This is a genomic window from Tumebacillus sp. BK434, from assembly GCF_004340785.1.
GTDB lineage: Bacteria > Bacillota > Bacilli > Tumebacillales > Tumebacillaceae > Tumebacillus_A.
The window spans coordinates 529827-547130 of the sequence record NZ_SLXS01000003.1; the positions used below are offsets into that span (position 1 = coordinate 529827).

Genomic DNA, 17304 nt, shown 5'->3' on the forward strand with positions numbered 1-17304 from the left:
GCCAAACGCACAAGAAGAGGAGAGCCTCTCCTCTTCTTTTTCTCGTTGGGATGCAGTTACCAAGCCGTCCGGCCGGCCGCTTCTTCCTGTCTTCTGTGCTCTTCTATCCGGCGCAGGGCTTGACGAAGGCTGGCCATCGTCTCCACCTTGCCGATCATCGACACACCGAGCTGGACGATCGTCTGCGCCACTTCCGGCTGGATGCCGGTGATGATCGAATTCGTTCCCATCAGGCGCAACGCTTTGACGATGTCGAACAGGTGATGCGCCACCATCGTGTCGATCACCATCACGCCGGAGACGTCGAGCACCATGTACTTGGCGCGCAGCTCGGTGATGCGCGCCAAGGCGCCTTCCATGATCTGCTTGGCGCGGTGCGTGTCGATCGCGCCGATCAGCGGCAGGATGCAGGTGTCGTCGGTGACCGGGATCACCGGCACGGCCAGTTCGCCGATCAGATGCTGCTGGGACTGGATCACGACGTCTTTATACGAGATGTAGTGATAGGAAAACCGCTCTTGAAACTGATCGAGCAGGTCGAAAAAGCGCTCTTCCATGCTGTCAAATTCTTCGTAGTCGAGCGTGGCAACGTGCGTTTTGAAATAGGCCGTAAAATAGCGCCGCGCCGTTTTGCGGAAGATGGTAAAGCTCTCCAAAAACGCGTCGATCGACATGTTCGCCTTGGCGCGCTGCGTTCCGTTCGTCTGCGCCCAGTTTTCGATCTCAGAGCTCACGTCTTCCGTCATGCCGCGAATCAGCATTCTCACCAATAACGTGCAGCGCTCCAGCGTTGCGGCCCGCTCCACCAGATCTGCCACCGGATGTGTATACCCCGCCCGCTTGTTCAGATTGGACAAAAACTCTTCCGCGATCCGATCCGTCTGCTGTGTCAAATACTCGATAAATTTCCGTCGCCATGCCATCAAGGATCGTCCCCTCTCTGCCAAATTATCATCATCTATATGAAAGACTGCCGTTCTTCATGCAGAGGAATACTTCTCGATCCTGCCGTGATTTTCCTATCGCTTTCATCAGCTTGAAAAAGGGAGGCCCCGTCGCGGGCCTCCCTCATTTGTTCTGGATGTCCTGTTGCGCATGCCTTGCTTCCAGCAGTTTCAGCACGTCATCGAAAGACAGCTTTTGTTCCTGCAACAGCACGAACAGGTGGTAGATCAGGTCGCCCGCTTCGGCGGTCAGCTCGGTGCGGTCGCCTTTCATGGCGGCGATGACCACTTCGGCGGACTCTTCGCCGATTTTTTTCAAGATCTTCTCTCGCCCTTTTTCGAACAGGTAGGTGGTGTACGCTCCCTCTGGGCGCTCGGCCTCGCGGTCGGCGATGGTGGCGAGCAGTTCGTCGAGGATCGCATAGCGGTGTCCTGCACTGCGTTCGGCGGCAGCAACGCCCAGCGCGGTTGCGAAGAAGCAGCTGTAGGAGCCGGTGTGGCAGGCCGGACCGTGCTGCTGCACTTCACAGAGCAGCGTGTCGCGGTCGCAGTCATAGCACAAGCGCACGACCTGCTGCACATGTCCGGACGTCGCCCCTTTGTGCCACAGCTCCTGCCGCGAGCGCGACCAGAACCAGGTCTGCCCCGTCGCGACCGTCTTTGCGATCGACTCGCGGTTCATGTAGGCGAGCATCAGCACTTCCCGGCTCTGCACGTCCTGCACGATGCAGGGGATCAGCCCGGTCGCTTCGTCATATTTCAAATCGTCGATCCACGCCGCACTCATCTCACGCTTACCTCCCGCTCTTTCAGATAGTCCTTCACATCTTCCACCGTCAGCTCCTGGAAGTGGAAAATTGACGCGGCCAGCGCCGCATCCGCTTTGCCGTCGGTGAACACTTCATAAAAGTGGGCCAGTTCGCCCGCCCCGCCCGAGGCGATCACCGGGATGCGCACCGCTTCCGACACGCGGCGGGTGAATTCGAGGTCAAAGCCGCTTTTCTGCCCGTCCTGATCGAACGAGGTCAGCAGGATCTCCCCCGCCCCGCGCCGTTCCATCTCTTTCGCCCAAAGGATCGCCGACAGCCCGGTCGCCTTTTTCCCGGCGTGGATCATCACTTCCCAGTCCTGCTTGTCCGGGTCCCATCTGCCGTCGATGGAGACGACGATGCACTGCGCGCCAAACCTTTTCGCCGCTTCGGTCACGAATTGCGGATTCTTCACGGCGGCGGTGTTGATGCCGACTTTGTCCGCGCCTGCCTTGAGCAGTTCGCGAATGTCCTCCACAGTCGAGACCCCGCCGCCGACGGTGAACGGGATGAACACCCCATCGGCGGTGCGGCGCACGATGTCGAGCATCGTGGCGCGGCCTTCGTTCGTCGCCGTGATGTCGAGCAGCACCAGCTCATCGGCGCCCTGCTCCTCATAGATCTTGGCCAGCTCCACCGGGTCGCCGGCGTCGCGCTCGTTGGTCAGGAAGGAGACGTTTTTCACGACCCGCCCGTTTTTGATGTCAAAACAAGGGATGATGCGTTTGGTCAGCATGAGGCGTCCACCTCGCGAATCGCTTCGGTCAGCTCAATGTTGCCGTTGTAGAGCGCTTTGCCGATGATCGAGCCGATCACGCCGCGACCCCGGTATTTCGCCAGCTCCAGCAGGTCGTTCGTCTCTTTGATCCCGCCCGATGCGATCACGCCAAGACCGGTCTGTTCCGCCATCTCGACGATCGCCGGGAGGTTCGGTCCGGTCAGCGTGCCGTCGCGGGCGATGTCGGTGAAGATCACGCGCGAGGCTCCCGCTGCCTTCAGCTCGCGCCCGAGCTCCACCGCCGTCACATCGGACGTCTCCAGCCAGCCGTTCACGGCGACCCGCCCGTCCTTCGCGTCGATGCCGATCATGATCCGCTCCCCGTACTCCTGCAGCGCCGCCCGGACAAAATCGGGCTGGTTCACCGCCGCCGTGCCGAGGATCGCCCGCACCACGCCGAGCGAAAACAGAGCTTCCAGCGTCTCGCCCGTGCGGATGCCGCCGCCGACCTGCACCGGCCGGCCAAATGCGCTGACGATCTCCGCAATCACCGGGTGGTTCTTGGGTGACCCTTCCTTGGCCCCGTCCAGATCGACGACGTGCAGGAACTGCGCGCCCGCCGCACGGAAACGGCCGGCCACCGCCGCCGGATCGTCATCATAGACGGTCATCTGCTCATAATCCCCTTTGTAGAGGCGCACCGCCTGGCCGCCGCGCAGGTCGATCGCCGGGTATAACATAAATTCGCTCATGCTGTTGCTCCTTCACGCACCAGTTTGACAAAATTGCTCAAGAGCTGCAGCCCGACCCGGCTCGATTTTTCCGGGTGGAACTGGATGCCCCAGACGTTGCCCCGGCCGACGATGCCGGGCACTTCTCCGTAGTAGCCGGTCGTGGCCAGCACGACGCTGCGGTCGGCAGGCTCCACGAACAGCGAGTGCACCCAATACACGTAGTCGCCGTTCTCCACCCCTTGGAGCAGCAGACTTTCCCTGTGCAAGGTCAGATCATTCCACCCGATGTGCGGAATCTTGAAATCGCCTTGAAACTGCTTCACCTGCCCGGGGATCAGATTCAGCCCCTGGTGCAGCCCGTGTTCCTCGCTGCTCGAAAACAGCAGCTGCATGCCGAGACAGATGCCCAACAGCGGCGTTCCGGCCGCCGCCACATCCCGAATCGCCGCGTCCAGACCCAGTTGTTGCAGATGGTCCATCGCGTCGCCGAACGCCCCCACGCCCGGCAGCACGACGCCGGCCGCCCGTTTGACCAGCTCCGGGTCTCCGCTGACGACAACCTCCGCGCCAAGCGTTGCCAATGCTTTTTCCACCGAGCGCAAGTTGCCCATCCCGTAGTCGATCACCGCGATCATCTACAGCACCCCCTTGGTCGAAGGAATCCCCTTCAGCTTCGGGTCGAGCGACACCGCTTCCGCCAGCGCGCCGCCAAACGCTTTGAAGATCGCTTCGATCATGTGATGCGTGTTCGTACCGTAGGGCACGTTGATGTGCAAGGTCACGCCCGCATTGCCCGCAAAGGCGCGGAAGAACTCTTCGACCAGCTCGGTGTTGAACGTGCCGACATACTCTTTCGGGAATGCGGCGTGAAAGACGAGGAAGGAGCGGCCGGAGATGTCGAGCGTCACTTGCGCCAACGCTTCATCCATCGGCGCGAAGCGGTTGCCGTAGCGGCGAATGCCCTGTTTGTCGCCGATCGCCTCGCGAAACGCCAGTCCCAGCGCGATCCCGATGTCCTCGACGGTGTGGTGGTCGTCGATGTCGGTGTCGCCGCGGGCGGCGACGTTCAGGTCAAAGCCGCCATGCTTCGCGAACAGGTCGAGCATATGCCGCAGAAACGGCACCGGGATCTCCAGCTCGCGGTCGCCCGCCCCGTCGAGGTGCAGCGAGAGTTGAATCTGCGTTTCGGTCGTGTCTCGTTTGATCGTTGCAACACGTTCTGCCATCTTAGCGTTCCTCCCGTTCTTTCTCCAAGCGCACCCGAATCGCATTGGCGTGCGCCGTCAAGCCTTCCGCTTCGGCGAGCGCGATCACGTGGTGCCCGTTTTTCAGCAGCGCGTCCTTGCCGTAGCAGATCAGGGATGATTTTTTGATAAAATCATCGACGCTGAGCGGCGAGGAAAAGCGGGCCGTCCCGCTCGTCGGCAAGGTGTGGTTGGGCCCGGCAAAATAGTCGCCGACCGGCTCCGGCGAGTAGGGCCCGACAAAGATCGCTCCGGCGTTTTCGATCCGCCCGACCAGACGCAGCGGATCTTCTGTCAGCAGCTCTAAGTGCTCCGGCGCGATGCGGTTGGACAGTTCGAGCGCCTCATCGAGCGTCTCGGTGATGACGATCGCGCCGTACCCCCGGATCGACGCTTCGGCGATCTCGCGGCGCGGCAACCGCTCCAGCTGCTCGACGAGCGCCTGGGCCACCCGCGCAGCCAGCCCGGCGCTCGGCGTGACGCAGATCGCCGCCGCCAGCGGATCGTGCTCCGCCTGGGACAGCATGTCGGCCGCCACGTAGTCCGGGTCGGCGCTGTCGTCGGCGATGACCAGCACTTCCGACGGCCCGGCGATCATGTCGATCGCCACCTGGCCAAATACCGCCTGCTTGGCCAAGGCGACGTAGATATTGCCAGGCCCGGTGATCTTGTCGACCGGGCGGATCGTCTCCGTGCCGTACGCCAGCGCCCCGACCGCCTGCGCGCCGCCGATGCGGTACGCTTCGGTGATGCCGAGCTCGCGGATCGTCACCAGCACGTTCGGGTCGATCTGCCCGTCCGCAGCGGGCGGTGTGACCAGCACGATCTCCGAGACGCCCGCGACTTGCGCCGGAATCACGTTCATCAGCACCGACGACGGATAGGCGGCGCGCCCGCCCGGCACATAGACGCCGACCCGCCGCAAGGGGCGGATGATCTGCCCGAGCAGGCTGCCGTCCGCGTCGGGCAAGAGCAGCGAGGTGCGCTTCTGCGCTTCATGGTAGCGGCGGATGTTGACGATCGCCGCCCGCAGTGCGGTGAGGAACTCCGGCGCGACCTGCCCGTACGCCGCATCGTACGCGCCGGGCGGAATGCGCAGGTCGTCGAGCACAGCCCCGTCAAACGTTGCCGTGTACGCTTTGACCGCTTCGTCGCCGCGCGCTTTGACGTCGGCCAGGATCGCAAGCACCGCGTCCCGCTGCTCGGCATACACATCTTCCGCCTCGCGCTGCAGCACATAGTCGGCAGCCGGCACCACTTTGATCATCGCAACACTCCCCCTTTCTCCACCACCGCGCGCAGGCGGCGCACAAATTCGTCGATCGCGGCGCTTTTCAGCCGGAAACTCATCCGGTTCGCCACGACGCGCGTCGAGATGTCCATGATGTCCTCCTGCACGACCAGCCCGTTTTCACGAAGCGTCCGCCCCGTCTCCACCACGTCGACGATGCGCTCCGCCAGGCCGATCAGCGGCGCCAGCTCCACCGAACCGTTCAGGAAGATCACTTCCACCTGCTGCCCGCGACTGCGGAAGTAATCGGCCGCGATGCGCGGATATTTGGACGCCACGCGCGGCATCGCCTGATGCGGCTGTTGCTCGGGGAGTCCGGCGACCGACATTTTGCAGCGTCCGATGCCGAGGTCGAGCAGCTCATACAGATCGCGTCCCGCCTCGGTCAGCACGTCTTTCCCGGCGATGCCGACATCGGCCGCCCCGTACTCGACATAGGTCGGTACATCGACCGGCTTGGCCAGAATAAAATCGACCTCCCCGCCTGGACTGCGCAGGATCAGCTTGCGCGAATGAAGCTCCTCCGGCAGCGGCATCCCCGCAGCCGCCATCAGCTTCAGCGTTTCGTCCATGATCCGCCCTTTGGACAGAGCCACCGTCAACCCTTGAATCGTCATCTCCACTCCGCTCCTCTATCCAGAAACACTTATTGCGAAAACATGTGGCAAAAATCGGTATACATCGCCTGCAGCAGCTTGTTCGACTCCAGCAGTCTGCCGCCTTTAAAGGGAATCAGCGTGACATGTTCGGGCGTGACCGTCCGCATCGCTTCCTCCACATCGTGTACGCGCTGGGCGGTGATGATGAACCGCTTCGAGCGCAAAAACGTCGCAAACCCGATCACCGGATAGCGGTCCGCCTCCTCATAGAGGATCAAAAAGCGCTCTTTCGGATCTTTCGGGAACGTCTTCTCCAGCACTTCGAGCACGCGCTCGATCCCGATCATAAAGCCGGTCGCCGGCATCGGCCGCCCGAACTTGCCGAGCAGGTCGTCATAGCGCCCGCCCGAGCAGACCGGGAAGCCGACGTTCGGCGCATACCCTTCGAAGATCGCGCCTGTGTAGTAATGCCGGGACAACAGCAGCCCGAGATCGAGCTGCGCGTACTCCTCCACGTTGTACAGGACGAGGATCTGCCAGATCGTGCGCAGGTTCTCCAGCGCTTCCTGCGCCTGCGCCGAGGAGCTGAGCTGCGCCGCTTCTTCCAGCACGTCGATCCCGCCGCGCAGACGAGGCACGCGCAGCAGCACGTCGCGCGACGCTTCCGCTGCGACTTCCTGTTGCAGCAAGCGCTCATAACTGACGAAATCCTTGTCGGCCAGCGCCGCCGACAGCCGTTCCCGCACGCTCGCCTCTGCGACATGCTCCGCAAACAGCGCTTGCAAAAACTGCACCTGGCCGACGGCGATCCGAAACCCGCGCACCCCGGCCGCTTCCAGCGCCGTCGCCGCCAGCGCGATCACGCCGGCGTCCGCATCGGGCGACGGATCGCCCATCAGCTCCACGCCCGCTTGCGTAAACTCCGCGTCGCGCCCGGCGACAGGGCCCTGCTGGCGGAAAATGCTCGCGTTGTAGGACAGGCGGATCGGCAGCGGGCGCTCTTTCATTAAGGAAGAGACCACCCGGGCGATCGGCGCCGTCATGTCCGGGCGCAGCACGACGGTGCGCCCCGAGCTTTCGATGAATTTGAACAGGTTGTCCTCATCATCACGGAATGCGCCGTTTAAAAACGTATCTGCATATTCGAACGTCGGTGTGACGATCTCTTCATAACCCCAATTGCGAAATACGGTCGCTATCTTTTTCTCAATCTCGCGCTTCCGAGCAGCCAGCGGCGGCAAGACATCGCGCACCCCGCGCGGCTTCTCGAACAGAATCGGTTTCTCCACGTTTTCCACACCTCGATGCTTTAGTCTGCTAATGTACTAAAGAATTGCTATGGCTATCCTAACATGACCGCGTACAGGTGTCAACGCAGGACGCGCCAAGTCGTCAAAACGCCGGCCAGCATCACGTTCGCCGCGACCAACAGATGAATCCACAGCGGCAGCGTGTTCCACATCTTCACATCCCACAGCACGACGAGCGCCGTAAAGATGTAAAATGGCTTGATCATGCTTCCAACACCTCCCTGCAGCTTATCATCCCCCAAAACCCGATGGAAATTTAAAGAGTTACAAATTAACAAAATAACAGTGGCAATTGGGCTTACAATCAGTTAATATAGTTGTATTCGTAAAAACAAAAGGGAGGCGCATCAAGCAATGTCCACGATTTCGAATGAAACGAACAGCAAAAAGAAGTTATCCGAACGTGAACGCCAGATGCAGCAGGAAGTACTGAAACGCTTTCGCTCCAAAGTCAGCCCGTCCTTGGGCAAGTTGGTTAAAGAATCTGACGCTGTAGCTAAACAGTTCATCCCGAGCCCTTATGAAGCGCTTGAATTCGGAACGGAAAAGCCGTTCGAAGAAGGCAAAAACAACCATGGCATCTACGGTCTGGAGCGCATCTACGAAGACCGCGCCGTGCTCACTCCGTATTTTGAATGTTCTGCATATTGCCGCTATTGCTTCAAAAAGACCCGCACCCTGGGTGGCGAAGCGAAGCGCATGACCGACGAAAACATCGATGCGGCGATCGCCTACATCGGCTCTGACGCCCGCATCAAAACAGTTCTGATCACCGGCGGCGACCCGTTCATCGACGCGGAACTGCTCGAGCAGGTGCTGGTGAAAGTGGCGGAGATCCCGCACGTGCGCAACATCCGCGTCGGCACCCGCAACATCCTGTTCCAGCCGGAAGCGATCACCGACGAGCTGGCCGAAATGATCGCCCGCTTCAACCACATCGATTATGAGAATCCGAAAAACTCGCGCAACATCTCGGTCGGCCTGTCGATCAACCATCCGGACGAACTGACGCCGGACGTCATCCGCGCGGCGCAACGCTTCATCTCCCGCGGGATCATCATCCGCGGCCAGACCGTGCTGATGAAAGGCATCAACGACAATCCGGAGACGATCCTCGAGCTGATCTCGATGTTCCTCGCCGTCGGCATCGTGCCGTACTACCTGTTCCACTGCATGCCGGTCGTCGGCGCGAAGCACTTCCGCACCTCGGTGCAAAAAGGGATCGACATCCTCAACGCGATCTCCCGCTTCTCCGGCTCGACCGCGCCGCACTACGTCTACGTCACCCCGATCGGCAAACACCGCGTCGGCCCGGGCCACCAGCTCGAGTACGTGGAAATTGACGGCCTGACCTACATCAAGGCGACCACGCCGTACAAAGCGACCGACTTCCTCGAGTTCTCCGACAACGAGAACCTGCCGCCGCTGCATGAGATCAACGAAGAAGGCTATGTCGTCTCCTACTATTTGGATGGAGATGACAACGAACTGGAGGTTCTGTAAGCATGACGCAGAAAGCTTACGTTTTTATCGAAAACATGTACCCGCTCGTTCTGGCTCGCCGTGCCGTCATGGCGAAAGAGAAAGGGTACCACACCGTGCTGATCTCTCCTGCTCTTTCCGAGCAGGAGAAAAAGGCCATCCATGATTTTGAAACGCAGAAGAACAACAACGTTGCCATCTGGGACCAGTATTTCACCACCGACGATTTCGACCTCGACACGCTGCGCGGCTTCCTGGCCCAGTTCGAAGAAGAAACGCCGGCCGCCGCCTTCATGACATCGATCGGCATGTTCCACAGAGGCGAGCTGGTCGGCTCGAACGTGGCGCTCCTCTGCGAAGAGCGCGGCCTGCCGTCTCCAAATTCGGATGCGGTGTTCCGCTGCAACAACAAATTCCTGATGCGCGACGCGCTCCGCGATCAAGGCGTGCCGACTGTCGACTTCGGTTTGGCGACCGATGAAGTGACGGCGGTGGAACACGCCAACCGCATCGGCTACCCGGTCATTTTGAAGCCGCTCAACGGCGCCGCTTCGCACATGATCGTCAAATGCACGAGTGACGAAGATCTGGTGAACAAGTTCCGCGACGCGATGGTGCGCCTGCCGAACTCGACCAACCTTCAAGCGTACAAGTCGGCGCACAGCTACCCGACGCGCGACGGCGTCGTGATCGACTTCGACCCGCTGCGCTCGATGCTGATCGAGCAGTACATCCCGGGCCGCGAAGCGAGCGTGGAACTGCTGATCACCGAGGATCAGATCTTCCCGCTGCTCGTGCACGACAAAGTGACGATGTCCGAAAAGGAACGCTGCTTCTACGAGCATCTGCTCGTCGTGCCGCCGCAGCGCTTCACCGACGAAGAAGTGCAAGAGATGAAAGACTACGCCGTCGCCGTCGCCAAAGCGGTCGGCTTGAAAAACACCTTCTCCCACGTCGAACTCCGCTACGGCGAGAACGGCATGGGGCCGCAGCTGCTGGAGATCAACCCGCGCATCGGCGGCATGTACGTGCAGGACAGCATCAAAGCGATGGTCGGAATCGACTCGATGTCCACCTGTGTCGAACTTGGCGAAGGCACGTTCCAAGCGGAAGCGGAGTACAAGTCGAGCGAAGAGATCCACGCGATGTTCACGATCTATCCGCCGCACTCCGGTCTGCTGGAGCAAGTTGACGGCTTGGAAGAGCTGGAGAAGCTGCCGGGGATGCTCATGAGCAAGCAGACGATGCCAAACGGCGTGGTCATCCACGCCGAAGACGAAGAGTGCTTCGCCGTCATGTGCTTCCTCAAAGCAGAATCGTACGAGAAGGTCTATGAAATCTATGACCAGGCCTTGGAGATCGTGAAGTTCACCGTCAACCCGAACATCACCTCCAAGGAGGAAGCGGCGAACGTATGACGACAGCCGTCCAAACGCCGGATCACAAAAAAGTCTTCCGGCATCTGTACCAGCTGACAGCAGGCAAGACGATTTCCGACATTGGCAACAACTTTGACATGGTTGCGCTCAACATGTTCGTCTACCTGCTGACAGACAGCGCCGTCTACATGGGCTTGTTTATGGCGGTGCGCCTGGCCGGCGCGTTTGTCGCCGGTTTTTACGCCGGCATTCTCGCCGACCGAATGAATCGCAAACACCTGATGATCCTCTCCGACTTCGGACGGTCGGCCGCCTTGCTGGCGATCGTCCTGACGCCGACCGATTATCAGTTCTACGTGCTCATCCCGCTCACGTTTATCATGGGCTGCCTCTCCACGCTGTTTGGCGTGTGTCTGCAGTCCAGCATCCCTGCCATCGTCGGCAAAGAGAACATCGTCAAGGCCAACGCAGTGTTGACCGCCTGGGGTTCGGTGGCGATGGTGATCGGTCTGTTCGGCGCCGGGATGCTGCTCGGCAAGGTGTCGTATGAGACGGTGTTTCTGATCGACGCCTGCACGTACGTCCTGTCGGCGCTGAACTTGCTGTCGATCCCGCTGCGCACGAATGAAGAGCGCGCAGTGGGCGCGACGAAGGAGAAGAACATGTCGTTCTTCGCCGAGTTCAAGCTGATCTATGTCTACCTGCGCACCGTTCCGATCCTCTTGTCCTTGATGGCGATCCGCCTGATCGACACGTTCGGCTCGGCGGCGCACAACGTCGGCATGCCGATCTTCTCGTCGCAGCTCAGGCCGGACCAGCCCTCGTTCTACATGGGGATCATCTGGGGCGTCTGGGGCATCGGCAACCTGATCGGCTCGCGGATCATGGCCAAGAAGTTCACCGGCAATGACACTTCGATCAACGAGCGGGCCTTCGGGATCGCGACGTTCTTCATGTCGCTGTTCTTCATCCTGCTGTTCTTCGAGAGCCCGATCTACATCATCTTGCTCTTCGCAGCGCTGGCCGGGATTGCAGACGGCGTGTCGGCGATCGTGTACGCCACCCGCCTGCAGCAGACGCCGGATGAGAAGCGCGGCCGCATGTTCGGTGTTTCCACGACGCTGCAGACGGTCGGTTTCGCCGTCGGGATGGTCATCTGCTCGCCGCTGTTTGAAATTTTCAAACCCGTAGCGGTCGTCGGCATGCTGCACGGACTGCCGATGATCATGGCGCTGCTGTTCACCTTGTATTATTTCGGGAAGTGGAAGCTAAACCGCACGGTCAAGACAGAAAACAGCCACGATGTCGCTTAGACATCGTGGCTGTTTCTCGTTAGGAACACGAAGACGCCGCTCTGCTGTTTCCTCTTCTGTCGATTCTGCGAAGCAGGCCCCCCGGCCGAACAGCGGGCGTCTCCTGCCCGTAATTTTCTACACCTGCTACTTTATTCCTGCCATCGACTTGGTAAAATTGTCCTACCAGGCAGGTTTGCACTGGTGATTTGATAAAGTAGTATGTATAATATGATTAATAATCACTTCATCACTTTATACTTATTGGAGGTCAATCGATGAGCCGCCCGAAAGCTGTCGTCTTTATTGACAATAACATGCCGCTGACACTTACGCTCCGCGCCGCCTATGCCCAAGACCAAGGTTATCTCACCTTCCTCGTGTCGCCCGAATTTGAAGAGCACGTGCTCGCCCTCATTGACAATTTTGTCGTCAACAAGCGCGAAGGCATTCCGCTCTACACACGCCGTTACGCCACGCAGGACTTCGACCGGACGACCCTGCAGAACATCCTCGCCGAAATCGAGCAGGAAGCCGACATCGCCGGTATGATCACCGGCAACGGGCCGTTCTGCAAAGACGGTCTGGTCTGTGCCCACGTTGCCGCGCTGGCTGCGGAGCGCGGCCTGCCTTCTCAAGGCGAAGCAGCGCTGTATCTCGCCAACAACAAGTACCTGATGCGCGACAAGTTCCGCGCGACCGGGGTCAACACGATCGATTTCGGACTCGCCCTCGATGAAGCGTCGGCGGCGGCCGAAGCCAACCGCATCGGCTACCCCGTGCTGATGAAGCCGATCAACGGCGTCGCGTCGCATCTGATCATGAAATGCAACAGCGCAGAAGAAGTGGTCGCCAACTTCCGCCATGCGATGGAGAAGCTGCCCGGCTCCACTTTCCAATCCTTCTATGAAGGGGCACACTCCTTCCCGAACGCCCAAGGTGAGCTGGTGCATTTCGATCCGATGCGCTGCCTGCTCCTCGAGCAATACATCCCGGGCCGTGAAGTGGCGGTGGAAGTCCTGATCACCGAAGACCGCTACATCCCGCTCGTGGTGCAGGACAAGGCGGTGCTGACCGAGGACGGGCGCAGCGTATACGAAGACCTGCTGATCACCCCGCCGGTGCGCTTCACAGAAGAGGAGTGCCGCGAACTGGAAGCTTGTGCCGTCGCAGCGGCGCAGGCGATCGGACTGAAAAATTCGATCGCGCACATCGAGCTGCGCTACGGCGAAAACGGCCTCGGGCCGCAAGTGCTCGAGATCAACTCGCGGATTGGCGGCGGCTTTACGCATGAAGTCTTGCGCTCGATCGTCGACGTGGATTATGTCAGCACGTACGTCGAGCTGATGACCGGCACCTACCAGGCGAAAGCGCACTACGAGCGCAAAAACGATCCGCACGGCTTCTTCATCCTGTTCGCCCCGCACGCCGGTTTCTACGAATCGATCGAAGGGCTCGACGAATTGAAAGCGATGCCGGGCGTGATCAGCACGATGCAGCCGTTCCCGGTCGGCTCGCAGATCTCCGGCGACGAAGAAGAGGTGTTTCTGCTGATGGCGTGGATGAAAGTCGACAACTACGAGCATCTGCTGTCCACCTATCAGAAAGCGAAAGAGATCATCAAATTCAAGATTACGCCGAACGAGACCTCCGTGCAGGCCTAAACAAAAACCCTCTCCGTGTTTGCGGAGAGGGTTTTGCGAGCTTAATGCAAGATCGTGCTGGTATCATCTTCCGGCGCTTCTGCCGCCTCGTCCGCTTCGACCAGTCGGCCGCGCGGCGGGGTCATGTCGACGCCTTCGCGGATCACGCGGATCGGGTTGCCGCCGACAAAGGCGCCTGGCGCCACATCGCGGTTGACGACGGAGCCGGCAGCGATCACCGCACCGTCGCCGATCGTGATGCCGGGGAGCAGGGTCGAGTTGGCCCCGATCATCACGTTGTCGCCGATGATGACACGGCCGAGGCGGTATTCGTCGGTCAGGTATTCATGAGCGAGGATCGTCGTGTTGTAGCCGATGATCGTGTTGCGGCCCACAGAGATCAGCTCCGGGAACATCACATCCATCATCACCATCAAAGCGACCGCCGTATCCTCGCCGACCTCCATGCCCAAAAAGGTGCGGTAGAGCCAATTTTTCAGCTTCAAAAACGGCGTGTAGCGGGAGATCTGAATCACCGCAAAGTTCTTCACGACCTTCCAAAAGCTGACCGTCTTATAAATCTGCCACAGGGCGTTCGACCCTTCGACAGGATAACGAACCGTATTGCGCATGAGGTCACCTCGTTCCGAGAATCGTCGCTTCCAACTCCTGCATGGTGTGGACCAGATAGTCCGGCCGATGCGGCAACAGCCCCTCTGCTCCGCGCAGGCTCCACGCGACCGCAGCCGTCTTGACGCCGGCCGCCTGGCCGCCGAGGATGTCATACGGCGAATCTCCGACCATCAGCGTGGCGGCCGGGTCGGCGCCCAGCAGGTTCATCGCCAGCAGCAGCGGATCGGGATGCGGCTTGTGCTTCTCGGTGTCGTCCGCCGTGACAAACGCGTCAAAATACGGCCCGATGCCGACCAGATCCCACCCCATTTTGGCGGTCAGGCGCATCTTCGAGGTGACGATCGCCAGCTTCACCCCGGCTTGGTGCAGGCGCTGGAGCACCGCTTTGACCTCCGGGAACTCGGTGACGAGCTCATCATGCTGCGCGATGTTAAACTTGCGGTACGTCTCGACCAGTTCCTTGGAGCGGCCCGGCACGAAGCGCTCCATCTGGTCGACCAGCGCTTCGCCCATATGCGGCATCACGTCGGCGCGGGTATATTGCCCCGGCACGTGCAAGTCGAGGGCGTGTTCAAAAGAGCGCAGGATCAGTTCATTCGTATCGAGCAGCGTTCCGTCCAAATCAAACAGGACATAGCGGTAGTTCATCTCACGTACCTCCCTTGCTGTGTATTAGCTGTGTATTGGCTCTGTCATCGCTACGAGACGGCGCTCTTGCTTTCGGCCACGAGAGCTGGCTGCTTTTTCGCGCGCCAGATGCGGGCGAGCAGGAACGTCACGACCAGCGCTGCCAGCAGGCGGATCGCCAGCAGGTACCAGCCGTTGACGCCGAGCGGCAGGAAAATCAGCGTATCCTCGACCACGGCGTGGCAGAGCACGAGGAAGACCATCAGCAGGTACAGCTCGCGTTTTTGCATCGGCTTCTCCCGCGATGCTTCCAAGATCACGCCCGCGCCGTACGCGAGGCCAAACCAGATGCCGGCCAGAAAGGGGATTGCCGCATGTTCCGACAGGCCGAGCACCCGCATCAGCGGGGTCATCTTCAGCGCCAGGCGGTCGAGCGTCTTGCGCTCCTTGAGCACTTGGATGATCATCATCAGCGGGATGACGATCAGCGCCAGTTGCCCGACCGCTTTCCCCATCGTCCACCCGATCTCCCCAAGCAAGGTCAGCACCGGCATCTCCCAGAGGTAGGCGAGGTGCGTATACGACCCGGCCACCGTGCCCACCGCGTTGCCAAGCGCCAGATGCAGCGCCGCGCCGCCGAGAAATGCCATGGCGATCCGCACGCCGACGACGATCAATGCGTTCAGGCCGAGCCGCTTGGCCACCGCCGTCTCCACGAATAAGTTGTGGCAAAACGACAGCATCACGCACAGAATCAGTATCTCCGGCGACGTCAGCGCCAGCGAAAACATCGCGCCGATCGCCGCATATAAATTCAAAATAAAGCCGAGTGCCAACACGATCGCCGCTTCGCCCGGCAGACCGACCAGCCCCATCAAAGGCGCAAACAAATGCACGATCCATTCGATGACGGGCGTATGCTTGAGCAGCGACACGATCAGCGTGATCGGCACGATCACTTTCCCCAGCACCCATGTGGTCCGCAGACCGGACTGCCAGCCACGGTACAAAACGCCTTGCAACACCCTCACCTCCAGGAAAAACTCATTGCTCAATTATAGCATAAAGAGGCCCGTATCTTACACGGACCTCTCCAAACACATTCGTTTACATATACGGAGCCGGGTTGACCTGTACACCGCCGATGCGCACTTCATAATGCAAGTGTGAGCCTGTCGACCAGCCGGTGGAACCGACGCCGCCGATGTATTGGCCTTTGCCGACCGCCTGGCCCGGCGAGACGGACATCGAGCTCAGATGCCCATACAGCGTCTCCACGCCATTGCCATGCGAGATGCGGATGCAGTAGCCGTAACCGTCGCCCGCATCGCCGACCCAGATGACCGTGCCGGAGTTCGAAGCGTAGACCGGCGTGCCCGTGCCCGCCGCGATGTCGATCGCGAGGTGCGGACGGCCGCCGCGGTTCTCGCCATAGTAGGACGAGATATAACCGCCGCCGACCGGATACGCCCAACCGCCGCCGCCGACAGCGGTCGCCGGACCGCTGTACGCGCCGTAGGTCGGCTTTTCCTTGGTGCCCTTGGCGATAATTTCCTTCACCGGTTTGGAAACCACTTCTTCCTGCAATACGTCTTCCTTGATGACGATCCCGTTTTTCCTGGTGACTTTCACGACTTGCTTCACCTTGCCGGTCGCGCCTTCCTGGATGACTTCTTCTTCGCCTTCGTACATCGAGTTGTCCTCTTTGTACTCGACTTCGTAGTTCTTGGTCAGTTCGCGCTTGACTTCGGTCACCGTCTGTACGGAGATCAGCGGCTCTTTCGCCACGAGGTTGATCTCCTGACCTTCGCCGATCGCGTCGATGTTGGCGATGTTCGGGTTCGCATCACTCAGCTGCTCCACCGTCATCTTGTTTTTCAGCGCGATGTCCCAGAGGGAATCGCCGCGCGATACCACGTACTTGCGCTGCTCGTTGACGCCTTCGGCGATCAGCTTGAACGCCGCATCAAACGGGGTGACTCGCTGCACTTCTGTTTTGACCTTGATGAAATCGACTTGCTCCGCAAGCGAGACGTCCGCCTGCTCGCCCGGCTTGACGTATTGCGCCTTCAGCTGGTCGATCAGCTTCTTGGCGGTCTCTTCGTCCTGCACGGTGACGATGTCGCGGCCGTTGACGCGCACAGCGACCAGCTCCGCATACTCCTTCGTCGATTCGACGATCGCTTCGGCGATGTAGATCTCGTCGGTCGACTGGACATGCTGGTTGACCGGCTGGAACTTGACGCTCGCCTTCATTTCGCTGCCGAGCGATTCGATCGTCGTTTCGATCGCCGCTTTATCCTCGACCACACCGTAATACTGACCGTCTATGTACACGCGATAAACATGTTCTGTAGCGGCTACTTTTTCCGAAAATGTATATACACCGACCGAAGTCAGCAACAATACTGCCAGAGCTGCCATCGAATTGCGAAGATGGAACGTGCCTTTTACCTCCGCAATGCAATCTGCCTTTACCTGATCCCAATTGATGTTTTTGATATAGTTTCTTACTCCTGTAATGCTGCCAGCCACAACTGTACGACCGCGGTCGTTGATTCTCTCTGTCAGCTTACCCATGATATCCCTCCCTAACAAC

Annotated in this window: 18 protein-coding genes; 4 read left to right on the plus strand and 14 right to left on the minus strand. The window is 59.9% G+C overall.

Annotation, left to right across the window (positions count from 1 at the left end):
- Nucleotides 1-56 precede the first annotated feature (56 nt).
- The 10 genes from EV586_RS10795 to EV586_RS21105 form a co-directional block, all read right to left on the minus strand.
- Nucleotides 57-923 (minus strand): STAS domain-containing protein, encoded by an 867-nt coding sequence (locus EV586_RS10795; protein ID WP_132945099.1) that lies wholly within the window; start codon nt 921-923, stop codon nt 57-59.
- A gap of 145 nt (nt 924-1068) precedes the next feature.
- Nucleotides 1069-1731: a bifunctional phosphoribosyl-AMP cyclohydrolase/phosphoribosyl-ATP diphosphatase HisIE gene (hisIE, locus tag EV586_RS10800; RefSeq protein ID WP_132945100.1), complete on the minus strand. Its 663-nt coding sequence runs from the start codon at nt 1729-1731 to the stop codon at nt 1069-1071.
- Nucleotides 1728-2489, minus strand: a complete 762-nt coding sequence (gene hisF, locus EV586_RS10805) for an imidazole glycerol phosphate synthase subunit HisF (RefSeq protein WP_132945101.1) — start codon at nt 2487-2489, stop codon at nt 1728-1730. The genes hisIE and hisF overlap by 4 nt, the downstream gene beginning before the upstream one ends.
- Complete coding sequence (hisA, locus tag EV586_RS10810; RefSeq protein ID WP_132945102.1) at nt 2483-3223, minus strand: 1-(5-phosphoribosyl)-5-[(5-phosphoribosylamino)methylideneamino]imidazole-4-carboxamide isomerase; 741 nt, start codon at nt 3221-3223, stop codon at nt 2483-2485. The genes hisF and hisA overlap by 7 nt, the downstream gene beginning before the upstream one ends.
- Complete coding sequence (gene hisH, locus EV586_RS10815; protein WP_132945103.1) at nt 3220-3840, minus strand: imidazole glycerol phosphate synthase subunit HisH; 621 nt, start codon at nt 3838-3840, stop codon at nt 3220-3222. Before hisH ends, hisA begins: the two co-directional genes overlap by 4 nt.
- Complete coding sequence (hisB, locus tag EV586_RS10820; protein WP_132945104.1) at nt 3841-4431, minus strand: imidazoleglycerol-phosphate dehydratase HisB; 591 nt, start codon at nt 4429-4431, stop codon at nt 3841-3843.
- 1 nt (nt 4432) lies between these two features.
- Nucleotides 4433-5713 (minus strand): histidinol dehydrogenase, encoded by a 1281-nt coding sequence (hisD, locus tag EV586_RS10825; RefSeq protein ID WP_132945295.1) that lies wholly within the window; start codon nt 5711-5713, stop codon nt 4433-4435.
- Entirely contained in the window at nt 5713-6357 is a 645-nt protein-coding gene (hisG, locus tag EV586_RS10830; RefSeq protein ID WP_132945105.1) for an ATP phosphoribosyltransferase, read from the minus strand. Before hisG ends, hisD begins: the two co-directional genes overlap by 1 nt.
- Nucleotides 6358-6386: 29 nt before the next feature.
- A complete protein-coding gene (gene hisZ / locus EV586_RS10835) occupies nt 6387-7628 on the minus strand; it encodes an ATP phosphoribosyltransferase regulatory subunit (protein ID WP_165898527.1) in 1242 nt (413 codons plus the stop codon).
- A gap of 80 nt (nt 7629-7708) precedes the next feature.
- Nucleotides 7709-7855, minus strand: a complete 147-nt coding sequence (locus EV586_RS21105) for a hypothetical protein (protein WP_165898528.1) — start codon at nt 7853-7855, stop codon at nt 7709-7711.
- Between the two features lie 148 nt (nt 7856-8003).
- Between EV586_RS21105 and EV586_RS10840 the strand changes: the two genes are divergently transcribed.
- From EV586_RS10840 to EV586_RS10855, 4 genes are all read left to right on the plus strand, one after another.
- Entirely contained in the window at nt 8004-9152 is a 1149-nt protein-coding gene (locus tag EV586_RS10840) for a KamA family radical SAM protein (RefSeq protein ID WP_132945107.1), read from the plus strand.
- Between the two features lie 2 nt (nt 9153-9154).
- Nucleotides 9155-10549, plus strand: coding sequence for an ATP-grasp domain-containing protein (locus EV586_RS10845; protein ID WP_132945108.1), 1395 nt, complete (start codon nt 9155-9157; stop codon nt 10547-10549).
- Nucleotides 10546-11823 (plus strand): MFS transporter, encoded by a 1278-nt coding sequence (locus tag EV586_RS10850; protein ID WP_132945109.1) that lies wholly within the window; start codon nt 10546-10548, stop codon nt 11821-11823. Before EV586_RS10845 ends, EV586_RS10850 begins: the two co-directional genes overlap by 4 nt.
- Nucleotides 11824-12080: 257 nt before the next feature.
- The gene (locus EV586_RS10855; RefSeq protein ID WP_132945110.1) at nt 12081-13466 is read left to right on the plus strand and encodes an ATP-grasp domain-containing protein; all 1386 of its coding nucleotides are present in this window, start codon (nt 12081-12083) and stop codon (nt 13464-13466) included.
- A 41-nt stretch (nt 13467-13507) separates the two neighbouring features.
- Here EV586_RS10855 and EV586_RS10860 read toward each other — a convergent pair whose 3' ends face one another.
- The 4 genes from EV586_RS10860 to EV586_RS10875 all read right to left on the minus strand — a co-directional run bounded on the left by EV586_RS10860 (nt 13508) and on the right by EV586_RS10875 (nt 17285).
- The gene (locus EV586_RS10860) at nt 13508-14077 is read right to left on the minus strand and encodes an acyltransferase (protein ID WP_132945111.1); all 570 of its coding nucleotides are present in this window, start codon (nt 14075-14077) and stop codon (nt 13508-13510) included.
- Nucleotides 14078-14081: 4 nt separating this feature from the next.
- A complete protein-coding gene (gene ppaX, locus EV586_RS10865; RefSeq protein WP_132945112.1) occupies nt 14082-14726 on the minus strand; it encodes a pyrophosphatase PpaX in 645 nt (214 codons plus the stop codon).
- A gap of 50 nt (nt 14727-14776) precedes the next feature.
- Complete coding sequence (locus EV586_RS10870; protein ID WP_132945113.1) at nt 14777-15727, minus strand: nucleoside recognition domain-containing protein; 951 nt, start codon at nt 15725-15727, stop codon at nt 14777-14779.
- An 85-nt stretch (nt 15728-15812) separates the two neighbouring features.
- Nucleotides 15813-17285: a M23 family metallopeptidase gene (locus EV586_RS10875; protein ID WP_132945114.1), complete on the minus strand. Its 1473-nt coding sequence runs from the start codon at nt 17283-17285 to the stop codon at nt 15813-15815.
- Between the last annotated feature and the right edge of the window lie 19 nt (nt 17286-17304).